This window comes from Vibrio sp. 2CM40D (assembly GCF_023161825.1).
GTDB classification, from domain to species: domain Bacteria; phylum Pseudomonadota; class Gammaproteobacteria; order Enterobacterales; family Vibrionaceae; genus Vibrio; species Vibrio alginolyticus.
Genome location: NZ_JALNTL010000003.1, coordinates 251,876 through 274,375 on the forward strand (window position 1 = coordinate 251,876; position 22,500 = coordinate 274,375).

18 protein-coding genes and 2 pseudogenes are annotated in these 22,500 nt (G+C 45.5%); 11 read left to right on the plus strand and 9 right to left on the minus strand.

The features are described 5' to 3' along the window. Nucleotides 1–4: 4 nt before the first annotated feature. Nucleotides 5–634 carry a glutaredoxin 2 gene (gene grxB / locus MTF70_RS07760; RefSeq protein ID WP_054729335.1) on the minus strand — a complete coding sequence of 210 codons (630 nt, stop codon included), beginning with the start codon at nt 632–634 and terminating at the stop codon, nt 5–7. A gap of 199 nt (nt 635–833) precedes the next feature. Between grxB and MTF70_RS07765 the strand changes: the two genes are divergently transcribed. Then, the gene (locus tag MTF70_RS07765; RefSeq protein WP_053304585.1) at nt 834–1,769 is read left to right on the plus strand and encodes a LysR family transcriptional regulator; all 936 of its coding nucleotides are present in this window, start codon (nt 834–836) and stop codon (nt 1,767–1,769) included. On the opposite strand, the gene MTF70_RS07770 is transcribed toward MTF70_RS07765, so the two are convergent. Further along, nucleotides 1,722–2,633 carry a LysR family transcriptional regulator gene (locus MTF70_RS07770; protein WP_158173387.1) on the minus strand — a complete coding sequence of 304 codons (912 nt, stop codon included), beginning with the start codon at nt 2,631–2,633 and terminating at the stop codon, nt 1,722–1,724. The two genes, MTF70_RS07765 and MTF70_RS07770, sit on opposite strands and share 48 nt — an antisense overlap. A gap of 220 nt (nt 2,634–2,853) precedes the next feature. On the opposite strand from MTF70_RS07770, the gene MTF70_RS07775 reads away from it, so the two are divergent. Next, nucleotides 2,854–5,733: an amylo-alpha-1,6-glucosidase gene (locus MTF70_RS07775; RefSeq protein WP_205461092.1), complete on the plus strand. Its 2,880-nt coding sequence runs from the start codon at nt 2,854–2,856 to the stop codon at nt 5,731–5,733. Between the two features lie 106 nt (nt 5,734–5,839). Here the strand turns inward: MTF70_RS07775 and MTF70_RS07780 are convergent, their stop codons facing one another. Both MTF70_RS07780 and MTF70_RS07785 read right to left on the minus strand, forming a co-directional pair. Next, a complete protein-coding gene (locus MTF70_RS07780; RefSeq protein ID WP_065275163.1) occupies nt 5,840–7,408 on the minus strand; it encodes a DEAD/DEAH box helicase in 1,569 nt (522 codons plus the stop codon). A gap of 285 nt (nt 7,409–7,693) precedes the next feature. After that, nucleotides 7,694–8,404 carry a lipoate--protein ligase A gene (locus tag MTF70_RS07785; RefSeq protein WP_005373753.1) on the minus strand — a complete coding sequence of 237 codons (711 nt, stop codon included), beginning with the start codon at nt 8,402–8,404 and terminating at the stop codon, nt 7,694–7,696. A 275-nt stretch (nt 8,405–8,679) separates the two neighbouring features. Here MTF70_RS07785 and MTF70_RS07790 point away from each other — a divergent pair, with 275 nt between their 5' ends. Beyond that, nucleotides 8,680–8,955, plus strand: a complete 276-nt coding sequence (locus MTF70_RS07790) for a DUF4156 domain-containing protein (protein WP_238970527.1) — start codon at nt 8,680–8,682, stop codon at nt 8,953–8,955. A gap of 79 nt (nt 8,956–9,034) precedes the next feature. On the opposite strand, the gene MTF70_RS07795 is transcribed toward MTF70_RS07790, so the two are convergent. Continuing rightward, nucleotides 9,035–10,063, minus strand: coding sequence for a hypothetical protein (locus tag MTF70_RS07795; RefSeq protein WP_054574562.1), 1,029 nt, complete (start codon nt 10,061–10,063; stop codon nt 9,035–9,037). A 411-nt stretch (nt 10,064–10,474) separates the two neighbouring features. Next, on the minus strand, nt 10,475–11,623 hold the full coding sequence (locus MTF70_RS07800) for a PLP-dependent aminotransferase family protein (RefSeq protein WP_017819834.1): 1,149 nt from the start codon (nt 11,621–11,623) through the stop codon (nt 10,475–10,477). Between the two features lie 124 nt (nt 11,624–11,747). Here MTF70_RS07800 and MTF70_RS07805 point away from each other — a divergent pair, with 124 nt between their 5' ends. Together MTF70_RS07805 and MTF70_RS07810 are read left to right on the plus strand one after the other, a co-directional pair. Continuing rightward, entirely contained in the window at nt 11,748–12,617 is an 870-nt protein-coding gene (locus tag MTF70_RS07805) for a helix-turn-helix domain-containing protein (protein ID WP_005387011.1), read from the plus strand. An 80-nt stretch (nt 12,618–12,697) separates the two neighbouring features. After that, entirely contained in the window at nt 12,698–13,600 is a 903-nt protein-coding gene (locus MTF70_RS07810; protein WP_017633593.1) for a LysR family transcriptional regulator, read from the plus strand. 77 nt (nt 13,601–13,677) lie between these two features. On the opposite strand, the gene MTF70_RS07815 is transcribed toward MTF70_RS07810, so the two are convergent. Beyond that, a complete protein-coding gene (locus MTF70_RS07815) occupies nt 13,678–14,481 on the minus strand; it encodes an SDR family NAD(P)-dependent oxidoreductase (RefSeq protein WP_025767963.1) in 804 nt (267 codons plus the stop codon). 228 nt (nt 14,482–14,709) lie between these two features. Here MTF70_RS07815 and MTF70_RS07820 point away from each other — a divergent pair, with 228 nt between their 5' ends. Next, a complete protein-coding gene (locus tag MTF70_RS07820; RefSeq protein WP_005373737.1) occupies nt 14,710–14,949 on the plus strand; it encodes a YdcH family protein in 240 nt (79 codons plus the stop codon). A 73-nt stretch (nt 14,950–15,022) separates the two neighbouring features. Here MTF70_RS07820 and MTF70_RS07825 read toward each other — a convergent pair. Then, nucleotides 15,023–15,694: pseudogene (locus tag MTF70_RS07825) on the minus strand (cupin domain-containing protein). 208 nt (nt 15,695–15,902) lie between these two features. Between MTF70_RS07825 and MTF70_RS07830 the strand changes: the two are divergent. From MTF70_RS07830 to fabG, 4 genes are all read left to right on the plus strand, one after another. Next, complete coding sequence (locus tag MTF70_RS07830; RefSeq protein ID WP_205461091.1) at nt 15,903–17,045, plus strand: hypothetical protein; 1,143 nt, start codon at nt 15,903–15,905, stop codon at nt 17,043–17,045. Then, entirely contained in the window at nt 17,035–17,961 is a 927-nt protein-coding gene (locus MTF70_RS07835; RefSeq protein ID WP_205461090.1) for a zinc ABC transporter substrate-binding protein, read from the plus strand. The genes MTF70_RS07830 and MTF70_RS07835 overlap by 11 nt, the downstream gene beginning before the upstream one ends. Nucleotides 17,962–17,964: 3 nt before the next feature. Next, a complete protein-coding gene (locus MTF70_RS07840) occupies nt 17,965–18,759 on the plus strand; it encodes a metal ABC transporter permease (protein ID WP_005373725.1) in 795 nt (264 codons plus the stop codon). 299 nt (nt 18,760–19,058) lie between these two features. Continuing rightward, nucleotides 19,059–19,778 carry a 3-oxoacyl-ACP reductase FabG gene (gene fabG / locus MTF70_RS07845; RefSeq protein WP_017633598.1) on the plus strand — a complete coding sequence of 240 codons (720 nt, stop codon included), beginning with the start codon at nt 19,059–19,061 and terminating at the stop codon, nt 19,776–19,778. A 260-nt stretch (nt 19,779–20,038) separates the two neighbouring features. Here the strand turns inward: fabG and MTF70_RS07850 are convergent, their stop codons facing one another. Further along, nucleotides 20,039–21,643: a S8 family peptidase gene (locus MTF70_RS07850; RefSeq protein ID WP_205461089.1), complete on the minus strand. Its 1,605-nt coding sequence runs from the start codon at nt 21,641–21,643 to the stop codon at nt 20,039–20,041. Nucleotides 21,644–22,038: 395 nt separating this feature from the next. Between MTF70_RS07850 and MTF70_RS07855 the strand changes: the two are divergent. Then, nucleotides 22,039–22,308: pseudogene (locus MTF70_RS07855) on the plus strand (IS1-like element transposase); the annotation flags it as partial. Between the last annotated feature and the right edge of the window lie 192 nt (nt 22,309–22,500).

The window sequence follows — 22,500 nt, forward strand, 5'->3', positions numbered from 1 at the left end:
CTCCTTAGATAAGTACAGGCACGTTGGTCGCTTTACGAGCGATTGCCATCCAGTGAAGTACGGCTGGATCCCATTGCACTTCGGGCGCACTGAAAAAGCCGCGTAGAATGGAAAACATAATGGCTTGATCAACCAGTGACGTTTGCTTTTCTGAACTTAGGTTGAGCAAGGGTTTGGTTTGTTCTATCAAAGCGGCGACTTCTTTCGCAATCGCAGGTGTATCGTTAATCAAAGCTTCAAAATTTAACGCTTCGGTTTCTTTTTTTGCACGCCATGCTTGTTTAGCGGTTTCTGTTGCAAATTCCGGTAACGTCATGTTTGACCAACGCGGATACCCGACTTTTTGTAGCGGTAAAAACGCTTGTTTTTGCCAGTCTAAAACCGGTTTGGAGGGTTGGCTGTTTTCGCTGGAAGATGCCAATTCAAGGAAGTAGTTGATGATGTCTAAGCTTTCCGCCATGGCTTCACCATCGTCTTTGATCAAAAGAGGAACTTGTTTTGCGCCGATGAGGTTTGTGGTGGTGCTCTCGTCGTTATAAGCAATGTTGATGACATCCAGCTTAATATTCAGCATGCCTGCAACAAAACGGACGCGGGCGCTAAAGGGGCAATGTTCATAAATGTACAGTTTCATTTTTTGTTTCCTATCTCTTGGCTGGGCAGGGCGTGTTGTTGTGCGTTGTACAGCGTTACGGCGTTTAACTTTTCCCTGTCACATAACGTTCTGGGTCTAAACAATGTCGATAGGGTCAGTATATGGATTCGACTTAATTTGATAATTGGGTAATATCTAAATTGATTATTCAGTTTTTCCAAATAATAAGAGCACGAAGATGGATAAGTTTTCGGATATGACGTTGTTTGTCAGCATCGTTAAACATCAAGGTCTGGCGGCGGCGGGAAGGGAGTTAGGTTTGTCTCCGGCGACGGTAACGGCAAGGCTGCAAGCGATAGAAGAACGCTATGGCGTAAAGCTGCTCAACCGAAGCACACGCCACGTATCACTCACGGACGCAGGGGCAATGTACCATCAAGCTTGTCTTAACATCATTGATAGCGTGAAAGAGACGGAAAACTTGCTGCAAACGGGTATTTCGCAAGTGCGCGGAACGTTGAAAATTTCAGCTCCACGAGATATTGGCAAACAAATTATTTCGCCGATGGTGTCGGCTTTTTCTGAGCAATATCCGGATGTGACGCCTTATCTTTATCTTAATGACAATTTATCGAACTTGGCTGAATCGGGGCTCGATTTGGTGATTCGTTATGGCGAGTTAGCGGACAGCAATCTCATTTCGCGCAGGCTGGCGTCGAGTCAACGCGTGCTGTGCGCATCACCTGACTATTTGTCGAAGCAAGGTGTCCCAAACTGTCCACAAGATCTCGCGGACCATCGCTGCTTAGCCATGGTGCGCAGCAATGAAGAATTAAAAACGTGGCACTTTAAAGATGAAGAGTCTCACCAATCGATCACGGTCACGCCAAAGCGATTTTCTGATGATGGTGAAGTGATTCGACAATGGGCGTTGGACGGTGCGGGGATTGCGTTGAAATCGATTTTAGATATTCAGCAAGACCTCAAAAAACAACGTTTAGTAACGGTTTTGGATGGGTATATGAAAAACTTCAGCGCCTTTTCGCAAGGCGCTGAAGCGGATCTACATGTCATTTATCAAAGCCGCCAATATCAACCGAAAAGAGTTCGCCTGTTTTTGGACTTTCTAGTTGAGCAATTTAGCGCGCTGAGTGATGCCAGCAATCAGATCTAGATGCGATTCAGAGGTTTCTCGGCGGTGGCGATAAATCCCGACGGTGCCAGGGTTTGGTTCGTTTTCCATGGTTAAGCATCGTAAGCCAAAGGATTCCAAATACGGTTTGAGGTGCCCGGTATAAGACATCACCGCGACGCTTTCTTTCAGTACATCAATACTGGCGAGCAGAGAATCCACTTCGTAAGTCGGTCTGTCATCCAGTTGCTGCCTTTCGCGTTCATTTTGCTTCGGGATTGGGTTATCGATGACGTGAGCGAATTTCTTAGCATCATAAGTGACCGAAAGAGCTGGGTATTCGTGCAGCATATCTTCGGTGACGGTTTTCCCTAGAAGTGGGTGGTTTGGGGAAACAAAATAGGCATCAACCGTTTGAAATAGCGGAATAAACGTAACATCACATTTAGACGACAAGCCGACAATCTCGTGGCCGATGAAGAATTCAATCTGTTCGTTGATTAATGAATCCATCAAGCCTAAGTGGTTGCCAAATTCGACGTGCGTAGATGCCGATGGCTGCTTGGTCAGATGTTGATTGAGTGCTTGTTTGACGAACAGCGGCCACCACGCATCGCCAGTGCCCATTTTAATTTTTCCGACTTGGTACTGTTTCCGTTCATCAATGCTTTGCATCATTTGGTTGTATTCATGCTGCATCGCGTTGCTATGGCGATAGAGGATGCGTCCGTATTCGGTCAACACCATGCCATTAGGATGACGTTCAAACAGCGTCACGCCGAGATTCTCTTCCAGCTTCTTTAAATTGCTTGTTACCGTTGGCTGGCTTAACCCTGCCATTCTTGCCGCAGCGCTGATGCTTTGGCAGCGTGCAACCAGTAAAAATTGCTGCAGAGATTTGTCCATTTTCTTTCCCCTCTAAGAACGAGGGGTATTTTGCACAATTTCATTTATAAATCACAAATCTGTAATCTCATTTGATTGAAATTATGCGCATTTCATAGATCTACATCACTGTTGGGGTTTGACGTATAGATGTTATCTATAGCTCGCTCCTGACTTCCTATTTTCCCCTCAAAAAGGTGTTCTTTAGACTGTCGCCAAAACAACAATCTAAGGGATGAACATGAAACCGAGTTTTATTGCGCTTGCTGTCGCGTCTTGTATTGGTCTTGCTGGATGTGGGTCAGATTCTTCTGATGCGCCAGTGCCGGTCGACAAACCAATTATTTCAGCCGACTTATATTTACGTGGTTTAAATGGGGATTGGGGCACGGCAGAGCATGCCAAGCTAAACTATTTGGGTAATAACGAGTACGAAACCGTACTGCGCGTCGCTCGAGGTAGTAATCAGTTCAAGATTGCTGATCCGGGTTGGCAGATCCAATACACCTACTTTGAGGAGCCCGCGGCGTTCGATAAAGCTCAGGAGTACCTGCCAAAACCAGACACGAATGAAGCGTGTATGAACGATGATTGCAACTCTGAGATCACGTTTGAAGACAAAGGGTATTACAAGTTTTCTGTGAGCTTTGCCGATGAAAGTCGCGCGTCAATGACTGTGACGAAAGCAACACAAGAAGAAGCGGAAAAATACTACTCTGATGCGATTCTCGACCCTGCAATGGTGCATGAAGGGCATCAGAGCAAAGAAGTGAAACTGTTCGCCAATTACGATGACTCGAGTGATACCGTGATTTTCTCGGTGAAAGATCCTAAAGCGGAGCTGCGTGAATTTGGTATTTCAACGACGACAGAATTGCGTGATGCGCTCGACCAAGGCTTAGTGATTAATGAGCAAACAGGGCCGCGAGTGGTGTCGGGTGATGTCGCGTTTGACGCGTTGTTTGCATTGACGATGAAAGAGCTAGACCAGCTTGCCGTTTCTGAAATCAAAGACGGCAATTACAACTACAACAACCCAATCAAAGCGGAAGTTTTTGAGACGGGCGCGAAGTGGCATTACGTATGGACGCGTGATTTGGCGTACGCAGCAGACCTTTCGCTTGCATTGATGAATCCAACTCGCGTGCAAAATGGTTTGAATTTCAAATTGTCTGCTTTCCGCGACACGACCGATCAGCAATACGATGGCGAGCAGATTGTGCAAGACACGGGCACGGGCGGCAGTTGGCCAATCAGTACCGACCGTACGACTTGGGCGCTTGGTGCAGAACGCTTACTTTCGGCATTGGATGGGGAAGAGTACAACCAGTTTGCAGAGCGCGCATATAAAGCGATCAGTAATACACTTGAAGCCGATCGCCTGGCGGCTTTTGATGCGAAATCCGGTTTATACACTGGTGAGCAATCATTCCTCGATTGGCGTGAGCAAACTTACTCAACGTGGACGCCAAACGATGTCAATGCGATTGGTAGCAGCAAAGCGTTATCGACAAACGTGGTTCACTACCGCGCGATTCAGCTCGCGGCTAAGTTGGCAGAGAAGTACGACTCAACCAACGCGGTCAAATACACCGAGTGGGCTGAGCAGTTAAAAACCGCTATCAACGATCAGTTTTGGAATGCCGAACGCGGTATGTACGTAAGCTATTTGTTTGACAATGGCAAAGACATTGCGGTCGACAAATACGATATGTTGGGCGAAGCGTTGGCAATCATCAGTGGCGTGGCAAGTGATGCGCAGGCGAAACAAATCATGGCCAATTACCCACACAGTGAGTTTGGCGTGCCGGTTTACTTCCCTCAACAACCGGACGTGCCTGTGTACCATAATCGCGCAATTTGGCCATTTGTTACCGCGTACAGCTTGCGCGCCGCGCATCAAACACAAAATGTGGCAGCAGCGAACAATGCCATTCAATCGTTGGTTCGTGGTACGGCAACTAATTTATCCAACATGGAAAACTTAGAGTGGCTTTCTGGTAAGTCATTCATCATCCATAGTGATCATGGTGAAGATCCAAGCATGGATGGCCCAGTTATTAACTCTCAGCGTCAGCTTTGGTCTGTGGGTGGCTACTTGAACATGGTGGTAGAGACCCTATTCGGCATCCATACCGAAACGGGCAAGTTGGAAGTGAAGCCGTTTATCACAAGTTGGGTGCGCAATAACTTGTTGGCTCAGTCTGAACAAATCACGTTGGAAAACTTTGCCTTCAAAGGAAAGAACTACTCGGTAACGATTGACTTGCCTGAAGTAAGCAAAGATGACACAGGTTACTACCCAGTTGAAAATGTCACGATGGACGATGAGGGGCATTTCCACGTGACATTGGGCGCGCTTGTGAATGTAGATAGCAGCATTACTTTAGTTTCTGGTGTGAAACCGTACGCAAGTGAAGATAGTCGCGTTTATTCTCCGCAAGAGCCAACATTGGTGGTAAAAAGCGTTGATAATTCGGTTTCGATTGACGTGACGAGTAAGTACAACGTGAACTTGTATCGCAATGGCGAGCTGATTCAAAAGAACGTGATTGCTCAATCTTATTCCGATACGCCAACAGGTTTTGCTTGTTATTTGGCTGAAAGCATTAACGATAAAGGCTTCCGTTCTAACCCAAGCCAACCTGTTTGTGTCGGTGAAGAGATCCGCATCAAACTTGATGGCGAATATCAGCCACTCAAAGACAATGTCTCAGTGGTTACGGTGAGTAAAGACAGTGGCATCGTAAAAGGTGCAGAGTCGTTTACAGCCCCTGTAACGGGCACTTACCAGTTCGATGCTTGGTACAACAATAACCTAGGGCAACTTAATACTGGCATCACGAACACCGTGAAATTGTTAGAGGTATTGGATGATGCAGGTAAAGTGGTTGGTCAAGGTTACTTGCAGATGGGCCATATTGGTGAAAACCAAGGTATGCGTTACTCAACGCCAATTGAGGTGACGTTGGAGCAGGGAAAAACCTATCAGGTCGCGCTGAAGGACCACTTCAATATGAGTTACCTCAAATCGAATGAAACCTACATCTACGCAGGTGGTATTGAGGGTGAAAAGAACGAAGCGCAAATCGCAGATATTCGAATCACACCTTTAATGTAGGCTGTTTTAACAAAGCAGTGTTCTAGAAAACTGTGTTCTAAGAAAGACAAAGCCGCTGAGATTATCAGCGGCTTTGTTGTATTTGCTATCGGGGGCCGTTTACAGGTTAGTTTGCAGCTTGCGGACGAGGCTTACGGCGCTGACCTGACGGTTTGTTTCCTGCAGGCTTAGCATTGTTTGGCTTGCGGTTACCAGACGGTTTACCAGCGTTGCCACTCTTATTACCGTTTGGTTTATTTCCATTCGGTTTATTACCATTTGGCTTGTTGCCGTTAGGTTTGCGGTCATCTGGTTTACTGTTTGCACGACTTTGGCCTTCACGGTTGCCTTTAGGCTTGCCTGCACCGCCTTGGTTGGTGCTGTTTTTGTTGCCGTTGCTACCACCGTTGAAGCGACGTTTAGGTTTGTTTGCACCATTGCCTGCTTTCTTTTCGGCTGCTGGGGCATTTTCACTTGCAGCATTTGGCGCTTTTGGTTTTTTCGGCTTCTTAGGTTTTTTCGGTTTGATTGGGCGCGTATCCAGTTTAGATTCTGGCACCACATTGGTTGGCGCAAAACCTTCCAACTCTTTACGTGGTAGTACTTCTTGAATCAAACGTTCAATCGCAAACAACTCAGATGCTTCTAGCGCACACACCAGTGAAATCGCTTTACCTACTTCGCCCGCGCGGCCAGTACGACCAATACGGTGAACGTAGTCTTCTGCCACTTTCGGTAGCTCAAAGTTCACCACTTGCGGTAATTGCGGAATATCGATACCGCGCGCAGCAATGTCCGTCGCGACCAACACACGAATTTCACCCGATTTAAAATCCGCCAGTGCTTTGGTACGCGCGCCTTGGCTCTTGTTGCCGTGGATGGCAGCAGCCGGTAGATTTTGTTCGATCAGGAACTTCGCCAGACGGTTTGCGCCGTGTTTCGTTTTCGTAAACACCAGCACTTGCTTCCAATCGCCGTCTTTGATCAATTTAACCAACATCGGTGCTTTCTTCTTCACGTCTGCTGGGTAGATGCTTTGCTCAACCGTTCTCGCCGTCGAGTTTGCCGGGTTAACGGAAATCTCAACCGGGTTGTTCACCAAGCCTTTCGCAAGGTCGCGGATTTCATCCGAGAAAGTTGCAGAGAAAAGTAGGTTCTGACGCTGTTTTGGTAGCAGAGCTAGGATCTTACGAATGTCACGGATAAAGCCCATATCTAGCATGCGGTCTGCTTCGTCCAGTACTAGTACTTCCAGTTGGTCGAACTTCACTGCATTTTGGTTGTACAAATCCATCAGGCGGCCTGGTGTCGCGACTAACACATCCGCACCTTTGCGAAGACGCTGCATTTGCGGGTTGATCTTCACACCACCAAAAACAACCGCACTGCTTAGTGGAAGATGACGGCCGTACATAAACACGTTTTCTTGCACCTGAGCTGCAAGCTCACGTGTTGGCGTTAGGATCAGTGCTCGAACTTGGTTAGCACGAACGCGAGGGCCGTTCGATAAACGCTCAAGAATCGGTAGCGTAAAGCCTGCAGTTTTACCTGTACCAGTCTGCGCTGCTGCCATTACGTCTTTCCCTTCCAAAATAGCAGGAATTGCTTTTGCCTGAATTGGCGAAGGGGTGTCGTAGCCTTTCTCTTGAATAGCTTTAAGGATTGGAGCAGATAGACCTAACGAGGTAAAACCCATATGTATGATTCTCAATTGTAGAGTTAGATAACAACGCGCCGAAAACAAATCGGTGCGAAAAGTGCGACATTCTGAGGCTTTTACGCGCAGGCTTCAACTAATTCCGTCATGGATAAATATTTGAACTGGATCTCATTTCTTTTTGGCAGGCAAAACTGATAACTGGTTTGGTCGATCGATTGAATGGTTTTACGTTGGCGATGCCCATTCTTACATCGCTATCACGGTATGCAGTTTTAGTTTATCAAATGCTGTTCGGAGTGTGGGGGAGGCTTGCTCCTTTCATTACTCCGCTTTTGCATGCGTTAAAAACGCACTCGTCAATTGCTGAAAGAGCGAATCTACCGATGGGCGGTCGGATACATGATGGAAGAGCGGTGTGTGGACATCACCACGAATATCATCGCTGTGACCGCAAAGCTGATTACACATTCGTACTGGTTCGACAATCTTCTCGACGTCGGCATCAATCAGAATGCATGCTTGTGACAATACCACTTGTCCGCCGCCTTTTTTAAGTAAAACACGCTGCGCGGTTCCCACGACTTTTTGCCCGCCAATGTTGAGGTTGTACTCGCCATCGCAGTAGGAATAAGGCGTAGCATGAACATCCACTTTCACGCCGAGCTGTTTAAAGAAAACCGTTAATATTGCACATAAATCGAGATACGCTTTTTTGATGTTGTAAGGCTCGCCTTCTGGCCAGTGGTAAATGTGGGATAGATTGATAATACCTGGCACCTGAGGGACTGGGGCACCACCGGTTTTACGAGAAAAGAGCTTCCAGCCAGACGTATTTAACGCATGTTCTAACTCATTAGACACTGGCCATTTCTTACCCGCGGGAAGCACGAGCGTTGGACTTTTTACTTGCCAAAGCAATAGCACTTGCGAGAGTTGGTTGGACTGAACTTGTTTAATGAGCTCATCTTCTTTGTCAAATGCATCAGCGACTTCCGTAGCTGTGTAGCGAATTAGCTTATTTTTAGCAACCAAACTCTATCCCTCGCGGCTATTTAATCGTTACTGTTGTATCTCAGATACAGCTTTATTGCTAGGTCTGAGTGATTAGGCTTTTGCTCGCTAGCTGCATGATCACCTTTTGGATCTTTTCCGTTGTCCATTAATTCTACTTGAACACGCGATAAAAAGTTTTTGCTAGTCATCACATCAGCCATTCATAAAATCTGCCATCTATGAAAAATTTTGGCGATATAAGTATGAAAAAGCGAGTGATGACTCTCGCGTTAGCGGCATCATTAACGGGATGAGTGACGTTCCCAACTCAAGAATCTGAGCAAGTACAGGTGCTTTGGGGCAATGTGAATGCGATTGAAAACTGTGAACTAATGGGTACCGTGATCGGCTCAGAAGGACACTTTTACGACTACTGGCTTCATGCAGATAAAGACATGGTTTGGGGGACGCTAAACCAAATGCGCATCAAGGCGGCGGATTTAGGCGCAGATACCTTGTACTTGTATCAACCGTTGAGCTTTTCTACGTCAGTGACGATGTTTGCAAATGCTTACAAGTGCAAACAGTAGCTATTGGCTTGATCATAATTGAAAGACAGGCGCTGCTCGCCTGTCTTTGATGCGTTCTACAAATACTGGCTACTTTGCGTTAATTAACGTTTGCTGTCGCCACCGCTGATGTATCAGAAAACGACAATGTAAAGTCTCGCTCAGTATTAAGCACTTTGGCTGGAAACTCTAAGCTCAACTGCGTATGTGGCGCGACTTCTGAAGCAATGCTAGTAACGAATTTTCGGGTTTCTCCAGGAGAGATCGATATGTCACTTCCACCTTGTGATGAGAGCTCAGCGATACCCATTGTTTCAAGTGTGTTACCTGCAGTATCCGCCAGGTGTAATAAAGATTCTGACTTGTAGATTAATTCTCCACTTTCTGTACGATATGCATTAAACGAGTTGAAATTTGGTTGCAATGATCCTTGTGAACCAATGTTAGTAACGGAAAATGTCACATTAGCGCCATCAAAGTTCTCGACTCTTACAAGTACGTTACTGTCTTGGTAACGAGCGGCTGCTGCCGCAGTTGCTTGCTGTTTCTGCCTCTGTTTCTCTTTTTCAATGTCGCTTAACTGTTTCTGCTCATTAGCGATTCGATTCTTTGCCATGTAGTACGACTGATCGACCATTGCTATTAAAGCGGGGATTGAATACAAAGTGAGGCCTTCCAAATGGTCAAAGTCGATTTTGGCATGTTGAGTACGTTTATGATTAGAAAATTGGCAGTAACCATCAATCAAACTGATGAAAGCCACTTCAAAAGTGCCTTGTAATCGGCTTACTTCCTGTGCTGCTTTCTCTAGATTTGAGCGGACTTTCCGAATCTCTTCCAAACTCTTTTGTGAAAGACGACCGTTTGGCGATACGTCGTTAGAAACCGAAACCAGTTCTTCGGTCACAAATGGATTGTTTTCGGCTGGAATCACCGTAGTTATACGGTTGGATTTGGTGATGTCTTCGCCCAATAAAACCATCATTTTTTGCGATGCGGCGGTTGTGTTGCCCGCTAATACGTCACTACAGTTTGGCGACGTATTGGCATACACGGCGAATGCGGTAAAAAGTGAAAGTGTAACGGACCAGCCGATGGTGACGAGTCCTGTCGTGGTTCGAGTATTCATCCTGATAACCCCTCTGTCATTTGGTGCGATTCACTGACGTAATTGCCAATCAAAAGATTGGCTCGCGACATTCAGAATGGTTCTGGTCAACCCTTCGTAGTGGGTATGCCCACAGATGCTTTTTTAGTCGTTTATCAACCGCTAAGCCACGATTGATAAAGTGTCTGAAATTGAGAGCATTAACGCTGCGAAGTTGATGTCTTTGACTGAAAGATAGACGTAACTTTTCTAACCATCAAATACGTGATTGAGTTCTCATTTTTATATGAGTGAGAGGTTCAAGAGAAAACAGGCACTTACTGTAGAGAGTTGATTTGAAGGAAAAATATAAATTTTTTTGGGGAACTTTTTTGATGCTGCCTTTGAGACTTTTTTTGAATCTCAAAGGCAGGTTCTTACACTCGCGTTCAATTACAACGTGTTGAGGACATCCGCGAGTCGAGAGACAGCTGTCGTCAGTTCTTCTGGTGTAGCATTGGTAAAGTTAAGACGCAGAGCGGCTTTTACCTTTGAACCTTCTGGATAAAAGACCGGGCTCGGCACTACGGCAACCCAGTTTGCGAGAAGGTTTTTCGCCAGTTCGAAGGTGTCGCATTCTGGAATCTCGACCCAAACGAACATCCCACCATCGACGGGTTTGAGTACGCAACTTTCTGGCAGCTGTTTTTGCAGCTCAGCAAACATGACATCGTAACGTGATTTGTAAAGCGCACAGATGGTTGAAATGTGCGTTTCGAAGTTGTCATGTTGCAGCAGACCATGCAGCAAAGCTTGCATAGGAATACTAGAGTGCAGATCGGCACCTTGTTTAATTTTGATGAGTGGCTCAAGGTAGCTGCTTTTGCCCGTAACTACACCAATACGCAAGCCTGGTGAAGCTATTTTGGAGAAAGAGCGCAATACGATGGAGTGCTGTGGGCAGAAGTCCGAAACCAGTGGAAGCGCTTCACCAGAAAAACGCAGCTCGCGGTATGGCGCGTCTTCGATGAATGCCACGTCGTATTGTATACAAAGCTCGGCAACTTTTTGGCGAGTCTCTAGCGCCCAGCATACGCCCGTTGGGTTGTGAAAATCGGGTACGGCGTAGAACATTTTTGGTTGCTGCGTGGCAAAGCATTGTTCGAGTTCTTCTAGGTTTGGGCCACACTCGGTTTGTGAAACGGTCACGATGTTGGCTTGCACTAGACCGAATACTTGCATAGCACCAAGGTAGCTCGGTGCTTCCATCACCACTTTATCGCCCGGATTTACGTACGCACGCGCAATCAAATCTAGCCCTTGCTGAGAGCCCGTTGTGATCATAGCCAAATGAGATTCCGGCAGCTGGTAATAATCGGTCAAAAAGTTAAGTAGCGGGGCGTAGCCTGCTGTTGCGCCATATTGAAACACCTCTGGCATATTCGCGAGGTTTTCGAGCGTCGGTTTCATTAAGTCGATCGGGAAGGTTTTTTCGTCCGGCAAGCCACCTGCAAGAGAAATGACGTTCTTATCGCTCGCTGCTGCGAGGATCTCTCGGATGTAGGATGACTTAGTTTGTTGTAATGACTGTGCGATTTCCATGTGCTGTGCTTCTCGTAATTGTCTTTTTTATGTCAGAAATAGTATAGGTAAATTGCCAAGCTTGGTGTGTCCATTTATGCTGTTAAACATGTCCATTTATGCTATTTAAGCGAAAGTTTACTCCGTGAGCCATCAACAAGTTTCCAGAATCAATGACGTGCTGTTTTACATTCACCAGGACATTAGCAGAGATTTATCGGCTAAAGAGCTAGCAGATGTAGCAGCCTATTCTGAACAGCACTTCCATCGTATTTTTAAAGATGTGGTAGGGGAGTCTGTCCATCAATATATCCGTCGAACAAGAATGGAATACGCCGCCAATCAACTGATGTTTGATACCAGCTCATCGGTGTTAGACATTGCTAACAAGTGCGGCTTTAGCTCGGTATCTTCTTTTAGCCGAGCGTTTAAAGCAACGTTCGCTATGTCTCCTGGCGCGTGGCGAAAGCATGATTTACAAGTCGCAGAAAAGCCGTATCTAAAAGATCCAGAAGTGGCTGCGGGTTATCATCGGGTTGCTAAACGCGAGTTGCCAGAACCTAAAATTATGGAGGTTCCACAACGCTTTGCGGCTTATGTGCGGCATGAGGGTTATAGCCGTTCCATTCGTAATGCGTGGCTGATTTTGAAGGCGTGGGCAAGCTCTGAGAATCGGGACTTTTCGGTTCAATACGGTTTGCATCACTCCAACCCCGCTTGGGTTGAGCTCGATAAGTGTCGCTATGTGGCTTGTATGGCGATTGATAAGCCGCTTAAAGTACGCGGTGTCGTGAATCAAATGACGATTCCGGGTGGTTTGCATGCTGTTTTTCGCTTAACAGGGGTATATGGAGAGCTTCTTCCTCAATTGAGTATGGTGTTAGAAAAGTGGTTGCCGAATTCAGGCTTTAAGCAGCGTTCTACTCCCGCTTATGTTCACTATCATAAAAACCATTTCCTTAGCCATGATGAGGCGTTTGAGCTGGACTTCTATCTGCCCATCAGTTTTTTCTAACTGGAGTATTTATTTACTATCCGTAAGGAAGAAAATGCTAAGCTCTATATGGTGATTTTTTACAAATAATTGAAAATTAAATGAACATCGATCATGTAAAGCTATTTGTCCGTTTGGCTTCGACACACAACATCAGCATGGCTGGTCAGGAGCTTGGACTTTCTCCTGCTGTCGCTAGTGCGCACATCAACAAACTTGAGGACAGCTTAGGAGTTCGTTTAGTTCATCGCACCACACGCAAAGTTTCCTTAACTGAAGAAGGGCAGGCTTTTTTACCTCACGCGGAGGAGGTCCTTGCAACAGTGGAGGCAGCAAGGGGAGCTGTTGGCTCAGGGCAGAGTGCGCCAACGGGAGTATTACGTATAACCGCCTCTGCAACTTTTGGTCGCTTGCATATTGTGCCCGCATTAAAAGGTTTTATGGCGCGTTACCCAGGGTTAACCGTGGACTGCCGATTTTCTGATTCCATTATTGATCTGGTTGAGGGAGGTTTCGATGTCGCCATTCGTGTCGCTGAGTTGAAAGATTCTTCATTGGTCGCAAGAAAGCTTGCGCCAGATCGTCGTATTATCGTTGCATCACCAGATTATATTGAACAATTTGGGAGACCTAACAAGCCCCAAGACTTGACGAATCATCAATGTATTAACTTAGTTGGAATGAATAATTGGTCATTCAATACAAAAGATGGAATGGTCAATGTAAGAACTTCTGGTCGTTTTAAAACTGATAATGGTGATGCGATGAGAGACGCGACGGTAAACGGGTTAGGTATTTCTATCAACTCGGTTTGGAGTGTTTATCAAGAATTACAAAGTGGTCAGCTAGTGGAAGTACTCGAAGATCACCCTTTAGCGATGGATGCTGGGATTTGGGCTGTGTACCCAAGCTCTCGTTTAATTGCGCCTAAGGTGCGTGCCTTTATTGATTACTTTGCTGAATACTATGGCACGCCACCTTATTGGGAGTTTGCGGAAAAGTGATAACAAGTTTCACTTATCGAATACATTGTTTTTAAGGTCCGAATAAAAACGAACCTCAAGATAATTCTTAATTGTTATTAATAGAGTTTGCTTAAGATTAATTCAATAGTATCAATTATCTGCTGTGTTTTGCTTTGATCTAATGCATCAGGGTGTGGGGGCGCGAATGCTTCAATGTCATTATCGAAGTACATACCATGCGCTTGAGCAAACTCTTCTGATAGCGCAGCGCGAGTTAGAATATCTGCTCCTAAGCGGATATCACCACCAGCAACCCCATAAGCATCTTTAACCATCTTACTACCTAGGAATGATTTTGGGTTTACTGATACCAACATAGGGCCAGTGTTCTTAAGCTTTAGTCCGATTGCTCGTGACCACATCGTTAATGCCAATTTGCTTTGGGCATATGCTTCGCCATCTGACAATGGTTTGTTACCGAGTAAAGCGCTAGTGTTTACTGTTGTTTGTGCAGCTGAAGACAAATTAACCACACGACCCGTATCTCCGAGCAACGGCAATAGCTCTCTAGTGAGTAAGTAGGGAGCAATGGTGTTGACTGCGAAGCGTACATCAAGACCCTCTTTAGTTCTTGGATTTGGTGTTGCGTACACACCAGCATTGTTAATGATGACGTCTAAATGATTGAACCGTTCTGTTATCTCCATCACTATCTGTTTTACCGCATTGGGAGAGGATAAATCAGCAACAAGGCTTTCAACTTTACCACTTTTCATCTCCCTCAAACTTTGCTCAACTTGTTGAACTTTCTCTATATTCCGGCCATGGATTATTACGTGTTGTTCACGGTTAATTAACATTTTCGCGGTTTCTAAACCAATACCGTCAGTAGATCCAGTAACTAGAATTGTCTTTCGCATGATCGCTCTCATTGTTGAAGGTTAATATAGAACGATCATAGTGGCATCTTTTGCATTCGACTATTGAGACTAAAAAGAAAACACTTTCTAGGAAAAATTGAAAATAACTTTGTTGTTCTTTTTGTGGACGGTGCGACGAATTAACGTCTCATTAGATGCTACGGTTATACATGTGGTGCTCAAAAATTAGGCACTATTTTGTACTCAAATAATAGCCAAGAGGTCTCTATGTTAGGTGAAAATCACTCATTAACTCATGAATTCCCAGAACATTTGGATACCATTACTCAGCTTACCGAAAACGATGCATCATTTGCTGAAACCGTTAAAAACTACAATGCTTTAGATAAGGAAATCCGCGTACTAGAACTTCAAGGAAGCCCGATTGATGATCACGAAATGAACGTGTTAAAACATAACCGGGCTGAGCTCAAAGACTGGCTCCACTCGCGAATAATGGGTTCTTAGTGACGAAATGATCATCGGCTCGTAAATTGCGGGCCGATTTTAGTTCCAATGGACGATGCCAAGTGTGCAAACACTAGGAGTGCTGAGCAGGAGCTTGGAGCGGCAGGTGACCAGTTTTTACCCAAATGATCGTTTCTTGCTCTACAAAAGGAAAATGCTCACTCATATGTGGGCTTCGAATCTAAGAGAGAGCGGGATAGGTACCTAGCTCGTCTCTAAACTCTCCTGACAATACGAAAATTTCTTCACCACCAAAGTGACGGTGTGGTTGAAACTTCTTACCTTTTGGCCATTTAACCAATGCGACATGTTCGTGCTCAAAATTATGCAGCGGCATGACTTGCAACCCACCGACACCACTCTGCCAGCTCGCTTGGTTTGTATTAATGCGAACTATTTCAAGATCCTCAGATTCGAACTGATTTAGTTTAACTAAAATCACACAGCCTTCTTTGCTAAATGGTGCGTGTTGACTTCCTGGAGGGTTACGAAGGTAAGTGCCGGCAGGATAGTCACCGTATTCGTCAGAGAATACCCCCTCGAGCACCAATATTTCTTCTCCTTGAGGGTGAGGATGAGTCGAAAACTGCGAATTTGGCTCGTACTTAACGACGCTGGTGGTATGCCCTGATTCTTTGGCTTCTCGTTCCAAAGGTTTGCGCCACACACCTTTGGAAGGGCTGGCGATCCATTCCTGTTGAGCAGTATCTATCACGATTCTTTTTGAAAAATCCATATTCAACATATTGAAATTCCGTTACTTATTTAAATACTAATTCTCATTAGTATACGTATAAAAAACATCAATTGATTCATTTGTTGATAGCCCAATTCATGGATTGAGTACGAACATGAAATCGGAGCCTAATTTAAATTTCTGCTTGTGTAATGAGAATTGTTATATTATAACATCGCAAAATTAAATGTTATAACATAACAAAAAGGAAAAAGTAGTGAATAAGAAATTGGTGTCTCTCGTGATCGGTAGCATTTTTGCATCCCCTGTTTTTGCCGACACACTATCGAACCCACAGATTGGTGTTGTTGTTGATGGCTACTACCAAGATGGCCAGCGTCATAATTCTGAGCGCGAAGAAGGCTTTGGTCTAGGCCATACGGAATTAAACTTCTCATCAAATATCGACGACAAGTTTTACGGCGCATTGACCGCGGTTCTTGAAAGTCATGGTGATGATACAGAATTAGAGCTTGAAGAGGCATTCATCGAAACTTTGGCATTGCCATATGGTGTAAATGTGCGCGCTGGCCGATTCCTATCTGACTTTGGTTATCTGAATAACCAACACATGCACACCGATAGCTTTGTTGAGCGTCCAATTGCTTATCGTACTTTCCTTGGCTCGCACTACTACGATGATGGTGTACGTGCAAACATCGTGTTTCCAACCGACCTTTACGTAAAATTTGGTGTAGAAGCGCTTAGTGGTAGCAAAATGTCTTCTGTCGAAGATGGTTCTGAAGTTGGCGTGTACACCACGACGCTGAAGCTTGGGAATGACTTCTCCGAATCTTCAAGTTGGCAGTTTGGTTTAAGTTACCTGCGCAACGAAAACGGCAAGGTTAAAGAGTTCGAAGATCACGACCACGGTCATGAAGAAGAGCATGATCACGATCACCATCATGGCGCAGCAGTGACAGGTGCGAACCTTTACGGGGCTGATTTTGTTTGGAAATGGGCACCAGACGGTAATTACAAATACAGCAACTTCACGCTATCGGCTGAATACATGCTGTTAGACGGTGTGGTAGACAGCAAATATAAAAACGATGCAGAGTCACCAGACAACTTAAGCGCTTACTATGTTTCGGGTGTTTATCGCTTCAACCCAAGCTGGTCAGCAGGTCTACGTTACGGCGAAGCAGAAAGCTACGATGGTCATGCACATGGCGACCACATGCATTTTACTGAGCTGAATGATAAAGAAATGGATGCGATGATCGCATGGGATTCTTCTCACTTCGGTACTATCCGTGCGCAATACACTCGCATTGATAACCAAGGCAGTGAGACAGACAACGTGTTCACTCTGCAATACGTGATGACATTTGGAGCGCACGGTGCTCATGCGTTCTAAGCTGACATTAAATAAATGCAGTTTGGTGATGATGGCGGCAGGAGCTGCCATCATTGCTTCGCCTGCTTCGGCTCTAAACATTTTCGTTTGTGAGCCAGAATGGAAAGCCTTTCTTGAAAGCCACGCGCCAGATGCCAGTATTTATTCAGCGACAACGGCTAAGCAAGACCCACATTACGTACAAGCTCGTCCTTCTTTGATTGCGAAGATGCGCCAAGCGGACATGGCAATGTGCTCGGGTGCAGAACTAGAAGTGGGATGGTTACCTATGCTGCAAGTTCGTAGCAGCAATGCGGCGGTGCAAAATGGTGCGCCGAGCATGATCTACGCGACGGACTTCGTGCGTATGTTAGATACTCACGCTCACGTTGACCGTAGCATGGGAGATATACACGCTCACGGTAACCCACATGTTCAATTTGCGGCAAATGACATGATTCCATTATCTCGTAAAGTCACGGAGCGCCTAAAAGCGATTGATCCCGACAACGCACAAAGTTACCAAGTGAATGGTATGAAGTTTCGTGCCCATTGGCGTAAAAAGCTTAAAGAATGGAATGAGAAAGGGGCTGCTTTAAAGGGTAAGCAAGTTGTCGGTTATCACGCGACGTATCGTTATTTGTACGATTGGCTCGGAATGAAGCAGATTGCCGATCTCGAACCTAAACCGGGCATTTCACCGACCACATCTCACCTGCAATCACTTACCAAGTTAGATGCTGACAGTTTTGATGCGATTGTTTACTCCTCTCATCAGGATCAGCGTCCAGCGAACTGGTTGCAAGATCATACTGACAAACCTGTGATTCAACTGCCATTGACCGTTTCTGAGGGTGAAAACTTGGATGAGATGTACGATCAGGTCATTGATGATTTACTGGATGTGTTAGTGTCGCCCGTTCCTGTGAAGATCTAAGCCATGGCTGATTATGCATGGCTTTTACCTGCGGTTTTGTGTGGTTTAATTGCGTTAGTTGGCAACATCGTTCTGGGGCAACAAGTTCTTAATCGTCAGATCATCTTTATAGATTTGGCGGTGGCGCAAGTCGCGGCATTGGGGGCAGCACTTAGCCACTACTGGTTGAGCCAATACGCGCTGTTCTCAGGCTCATTCTTTGGCGAAATGATTGGCCCTTGGGTGATGTCTTTGATGCTTTGCGGTTTGATCGCCCTTATGGAGAAACGATACCAGCAGCATTTAGAGCCCATGATTGGCAGCTTGTTTGTCGTGTCTGCATCGCTGGCAATCCTGCTGGTGAGCAAAGACCCACACGGCGGAGACTTTATTCAAGGCATTCTTAATGGGCAACTGTTATGGGCGACTTGGGCAGACGTCTGGCCTTTGGCACTCATTACCGCTGCGATGTTGCTATTGGTTTGGTTAAAACCTGCGTTTATGCGCGGTAGTGGTTTTTATCTGATCTTTGCTATTCTGATGCCCATTACGGTCAAGTTAACCGGCATTTATTTAGAATTTGCTTTGTTGGTGATTCCAGCTTTATGTGCGGCAGCATTGAAGGGAACTCGATTCTTTGTCGCCAGTATCAGCATTGGTATTGTTGGGATCTTATCGGGTATTGCCGCATCGGCTCGCTATGACTTACCGAGTGGTGCGAGTATTGTGATCACCCTGTTTATTGCTGGCATGTTGTTTAATCTCTTGCTTCAGCCTTTTCTGGTGAAAATAACAAAACCAGCTTTTGTAAGAGATTAAGAGACAAGTAATATTGGTCTGATGAAGTAGTATTTGATTAATCAGACCAATACTTTTCTATCCAAGCCCTCCAATCGTGTAACTTTGCGCCTTCCAACACACTTTCTTACGTTGATCTTGCCATAGTCATCAAGTTGCCTTGATTAGTTCACATCCGACTCCCAGACTGTTTCTATAGTTTTTATAAGATATAAAAGACCCTGCGTATGAGAAGCGCAGCTGTAACGCGACTAGGCATAAAAACAAAAACGCTAGGGATACAAGCGAATTTGTAATCTCAACATTTAAGGAAGACCAAGATGAAACCGGAAAAAGTAGCAGTAGTCACTGGTGCGGCTCGTGGTATTGGCCAAGCGATTTGTGAACAATTACTGGAGGATGGATTCCACGTAATCGGGCTAGACATATCGCCCGTGGAATGGAGTCAGTCGGCGCAGCTAAGCAGTTATCAAGTCAACTTGTGTGATGCCGAAGCCGTAAGTGAAGTAGTAGAAAGTGTTGTAGAGCAGCACGGAAGAATCGATGCTCTGGTTAACAACGCGGGCATCACTCGAGATGCATTGTTGCCAGATATGTTAGAGCAAGACTGGGACAGCGTGATCGACGTGAACCTAAAAGCGGTGTTCTTACTCACCCAACGTGTTGCTCCTGTCATGCTAGAGCAGGGCACAGGCAGTATTGTTAGCATTTCTTCTATAGTGGGAACGGATGGTAATATCGGCCAGAGCAACTACGGCGCAAGTAAAGGCGGCGTCATCTCAATGAGCAAAGGCTGGGCGAAAGAACTTTCAAGAAAGGGTGCACAGATACGCGTCAACTGTGTCGCGCCAGGCTTTATCGCCACCGACATGACCAAGAACCTGCCAGAGAAAGTCATTCAAATGATGGAAGGCAAAACCCCATTAGGGCGCATGGGCTCAGTTCAAGATATTGCCAATGGCGTCTCTTTCCTAACCTCAGACAAGAGCGCCTACATCACAGGCCAAGTGCTCAAGATTGACGGTGGGTTGGTATTATAGCTCGTTAATCAAAACCCAAAATAAAAACGCCTTTTACTTATATGAAGGGCGTTTTTGTTTGAGGAACCCGACTTATGTGAGTACTACTAATAGAAAGCTTCGATTTCGCTTCGAGTTGAGTTTTTGAAGCAAAAGGCCAATACGTTTGAATAGCGTCGGGCGTCTCCTCTTAAACACTGCATTCCCTAAAGCACAGTATTCCCAAAAGAAAAGCCCACCGAAAAGCGGGCTTTGCTCTCTTTTAGTAACGAGAAGAATAACTAGTAGCTCGCTTGAATGCTGACACCGCTATAGTTTGAGTAACCTTGAATCATGACGTGATAACGTCCACTTTGTGTCGCACTGACCGTACATGTTTCATTGTTACCGTATTTGAAAGGTCGGCAGTCCCATGCATTCAGTGCTGGTTTTGCTCCAAAACGGAGATACAAATCCGCATCACCACTTCCACCATACATTTGTACGGTTAAACGCTGCCCAGCTTCTACATCAACATAGTAATACGCTACTTGACCAGTTGAACCACTTAAACCACTTACTGGCACGCCCGAGGTTAATTTGCCTTCTGGGTCCGGTGTTGGGTCTGGGCCACCGCAGTCTTGGCCACAATCTGCATCCGTTAAGCTATAAAGTAGCTTGTTCACGCTGCCTCTTGTGTCCGTCACTTTTCCGCTAGTTGCGCGGCTAACGATCAAGGCCTCTACTTGGCTTGGAGACAGTGAACGGTTTTCTTGAAGATACAATGCTGCTACACCCGCCACATGTGGCGTCGCCATCGAAGTGCCACTAATGGTTTTGTAGCCACCGTCATACCATGCAGATTTGATTTGTGAACCTGGCGCAAATACATCCACACAACTGCCCCAGTTTGAAAAACTCGAACGTGCGTCCGTGCTGGTGGTCGAGCCGACAGTTACTCCGGAAGCAACGCGTGCTGGAGAATAGTTACACGCATCGGCGTTGGAGTTACCTGCTGCTAGCATAAAGCTGACACCTGACTGAACCGCACTTTGCACCGCACTATCCAGAGCGACGGATTGACCGCCGCCTAAACTCATGTTGGCGACTGAAGGTCCGGAAGCGTTCGCAGCCACCCAGTCCACACCGGCAATAACACCAGAAGTAGAACCCGATCCGGTACAGCTCAATACTCTCACGCCGACAAGGTTGACGTTTTTCGCAACACCATACAAGCTGCCGCCAATGGTGCCAGCTACGTGTGTGCCGTGTCCATTACAGTCACTTGCATCTGCATCGTTATCGACAAAGTCATACCCTGAAACTGAGCGACCACCGAACTCAACATGCGCGTTATTCACACCAGTATCGATGATATAAGCCGTTACCCCAGTCCCATCAAAGTTGGCACTGTAGTTGTTATCGAGTGGCAAGTTTCGTTGGTCGATTCGGTCTAGTCCCCAAATGGCATTGGTTTGATTTGCGTCTGCCGAGACTATTGGGTCAAGCGATAGGATTCTGTCTTGCTCAATGTAGTCCACACGAGGATCAGAACGCAGATCTTTTAGTTGCTCAGGACTCAAGTTAGCGACAAATCCACTTATCGAGTGGTCAAAAACCGACTCCACTTTTACCGAATACAAACCAGACATGCGGTCTACGGATTGTTGCGTGAATTGCTCGAATTCCGTTGAGTTGCTCGCCATCATTTGCGGTTGTTGAAATACCACTATGTAGCGATCTGCAATGGCGATCTCGTCCGGTGCGAGCATTAATGTGGCTGGTAATATGTCCGGAGCTTGTTGTAACTCTGTACTGTCCACAATCTCATTGGATTGCGAAAAAGCGAGAGAAGAATGAAAACAGAGCGCGGAGGTGATACAACAACTTAGTAGTTTCTTTAACATAAAATGTTCCTTGAAATCATAGTCTTGTTGATTTTTACCTAGTACCAAACTGTCAACACGAAAACACAGACAATCAGCGTAGTACGTGCTGAAGTGACGTTACACAAGTCAAACTAGACAATGAGCAATTATATGCATAACTGATAATAATTCGCATACTCAGAAACATGATCAATAACCAAGCTTTATTGAAATTGAAATGCAAAGATTCATTTAGACTTAGAGCAAAATCCCTAAAATAGAATAATTCTACACACCTGGCATATTGCCTGTTATATGACCTCATCTTACCGATAATTTACGCAATAAAAACCTAACTATCCTTTCATTGGTCACAACTCAAATCGGTTGATAGATGTTAATATAGCCACCTGATTTCTGATGTTTTTTAACTCATGGTTACTATCCAAGTTCAATGTCGTTTCTGTAATAAAACCAGAGCCCGTTCGTGAACATGGAAAAGGGCATTCTGGCTTTCCTCGCTCCAGATGTATCGAGTGTCGAAAGAGCTTTAACTTGATTAAGTTTACGAAGCCCGCAAGCCAGATGTAAAAGAAAAAATTGTTGATATGTCAATGAATAGCTCTGGCGTTAGGGAAACAGTACAAGTGTTGAATGTCGCATACAACACGGTATTGAGCACTTTAAAAAATCTCGCGCCAAGGTAAGTAACCTCAATGCCTTTCGATAAAGCAAATATAAGACTAATTTGTAAACTTGAAAGGCTAGCTGTATTGGTTGAGGAATATGAGGAAAACACTTCCCCATTTAAGAACTGAAACACACTTTTGCCCCTTTTCGTGTTAGCACGGAAACTGTCCTGCTACCAGACTTGTGTTTCAATAGTGCCTTGTAGT

Coding starts and splice junctions, on each gene's coding strand:
- MTF70_RS07800 (WP_017819834.1), bottom strand. CDS start 11,623: ATGGAAATCGCACAGTCATTACAACAAACTAAGTCATCCTACATCCGA.
- MTF70_RS07775 (WP_205461092.1), top strand. CDS start 2,854: ATGAAACCGAGTTTTATTGCGCTTGCTGTCGCGTCTTGTATTGGTCTT.
- MTF70_RS07765 (WP_053304585.1), top strand. CDS start 834: ATGGATAAGTTTTCGGATATGACGTTGTTTGTCAGCATCGTTAAACAT.
- MTF70_RS07820 (WP_005373737.1), top strand. CDS start 14,710: ATGTTAGGTGAAAATCACTCATTAACTCATGAATTCCCAGAACATTTG.
- MTF70_RS07810 (WP_017633593.1), top strand. CDS start 12,698: ATGAACATCGATCATGTAAAGCTATTTGTCCGTTTGGCTTCGACACAC.
- fabG (WP_017633598.1), top strand. CDS start 19,059: ATGAAACCGGAAAAAGTAGCAGTAGTCACTGGTGCGGCTCGTGGTATT.
- MTF70_RS07815 (WP_025767963.1), bottom strand. CDS start 14,481: ATGCGAAAGACAATTCTAGTTACTGGATCTACTGACGGTATTGGTTTA.
- grxB (WP_054729335.1), bottom strand. CDS start 634: ATGAAACTGTACATTTATGAACATTGCCCCTTTAGCGCCCGCGTCCGT.
- MTF70_RS07840 (WP_005373725.1), top strand. CDS start 17,965: ATGGCTGATTATGCATGGCTTTTACCTGCGGTTTTGTGTGGTTTAATT.
- MTF70_RS07770 (WP_158173387.1), bottom strand. CDS start 2,633: ATGGACAAATCTCTGCAGCAATTTTTACTGGTTGCACGCTGCCAAAGC.
- MTF70_RS07835 (WP_205461090.1), top strand. CDS start 17,035: ATGCGTTCTAAGCTGACATTAAATAAATGCAGTTTGGTGATGATGGCG.
- MTF70_RS07795 (WP_054574562.1), bottom strand. CDS start 10,063: ATGAATACTCGAACCACGACAGGACTCGTCACCATCGGCTGGTCCGTT.
- MTF70_RS07780 (WP_065275163.1), bottom strand. CDS start 7,408: ATGGGTTTTACCTCGTTAGGTCTATCTGCTCCAATCCTTAAAGCTATT.
- MTF70_RS07850 (WP_205461089.1), bottom strand. CDS start 21,643: ATGTTAAAGAAACTACTAAGTTGTTGTATCACCTCCGCGCTCTGTTTT.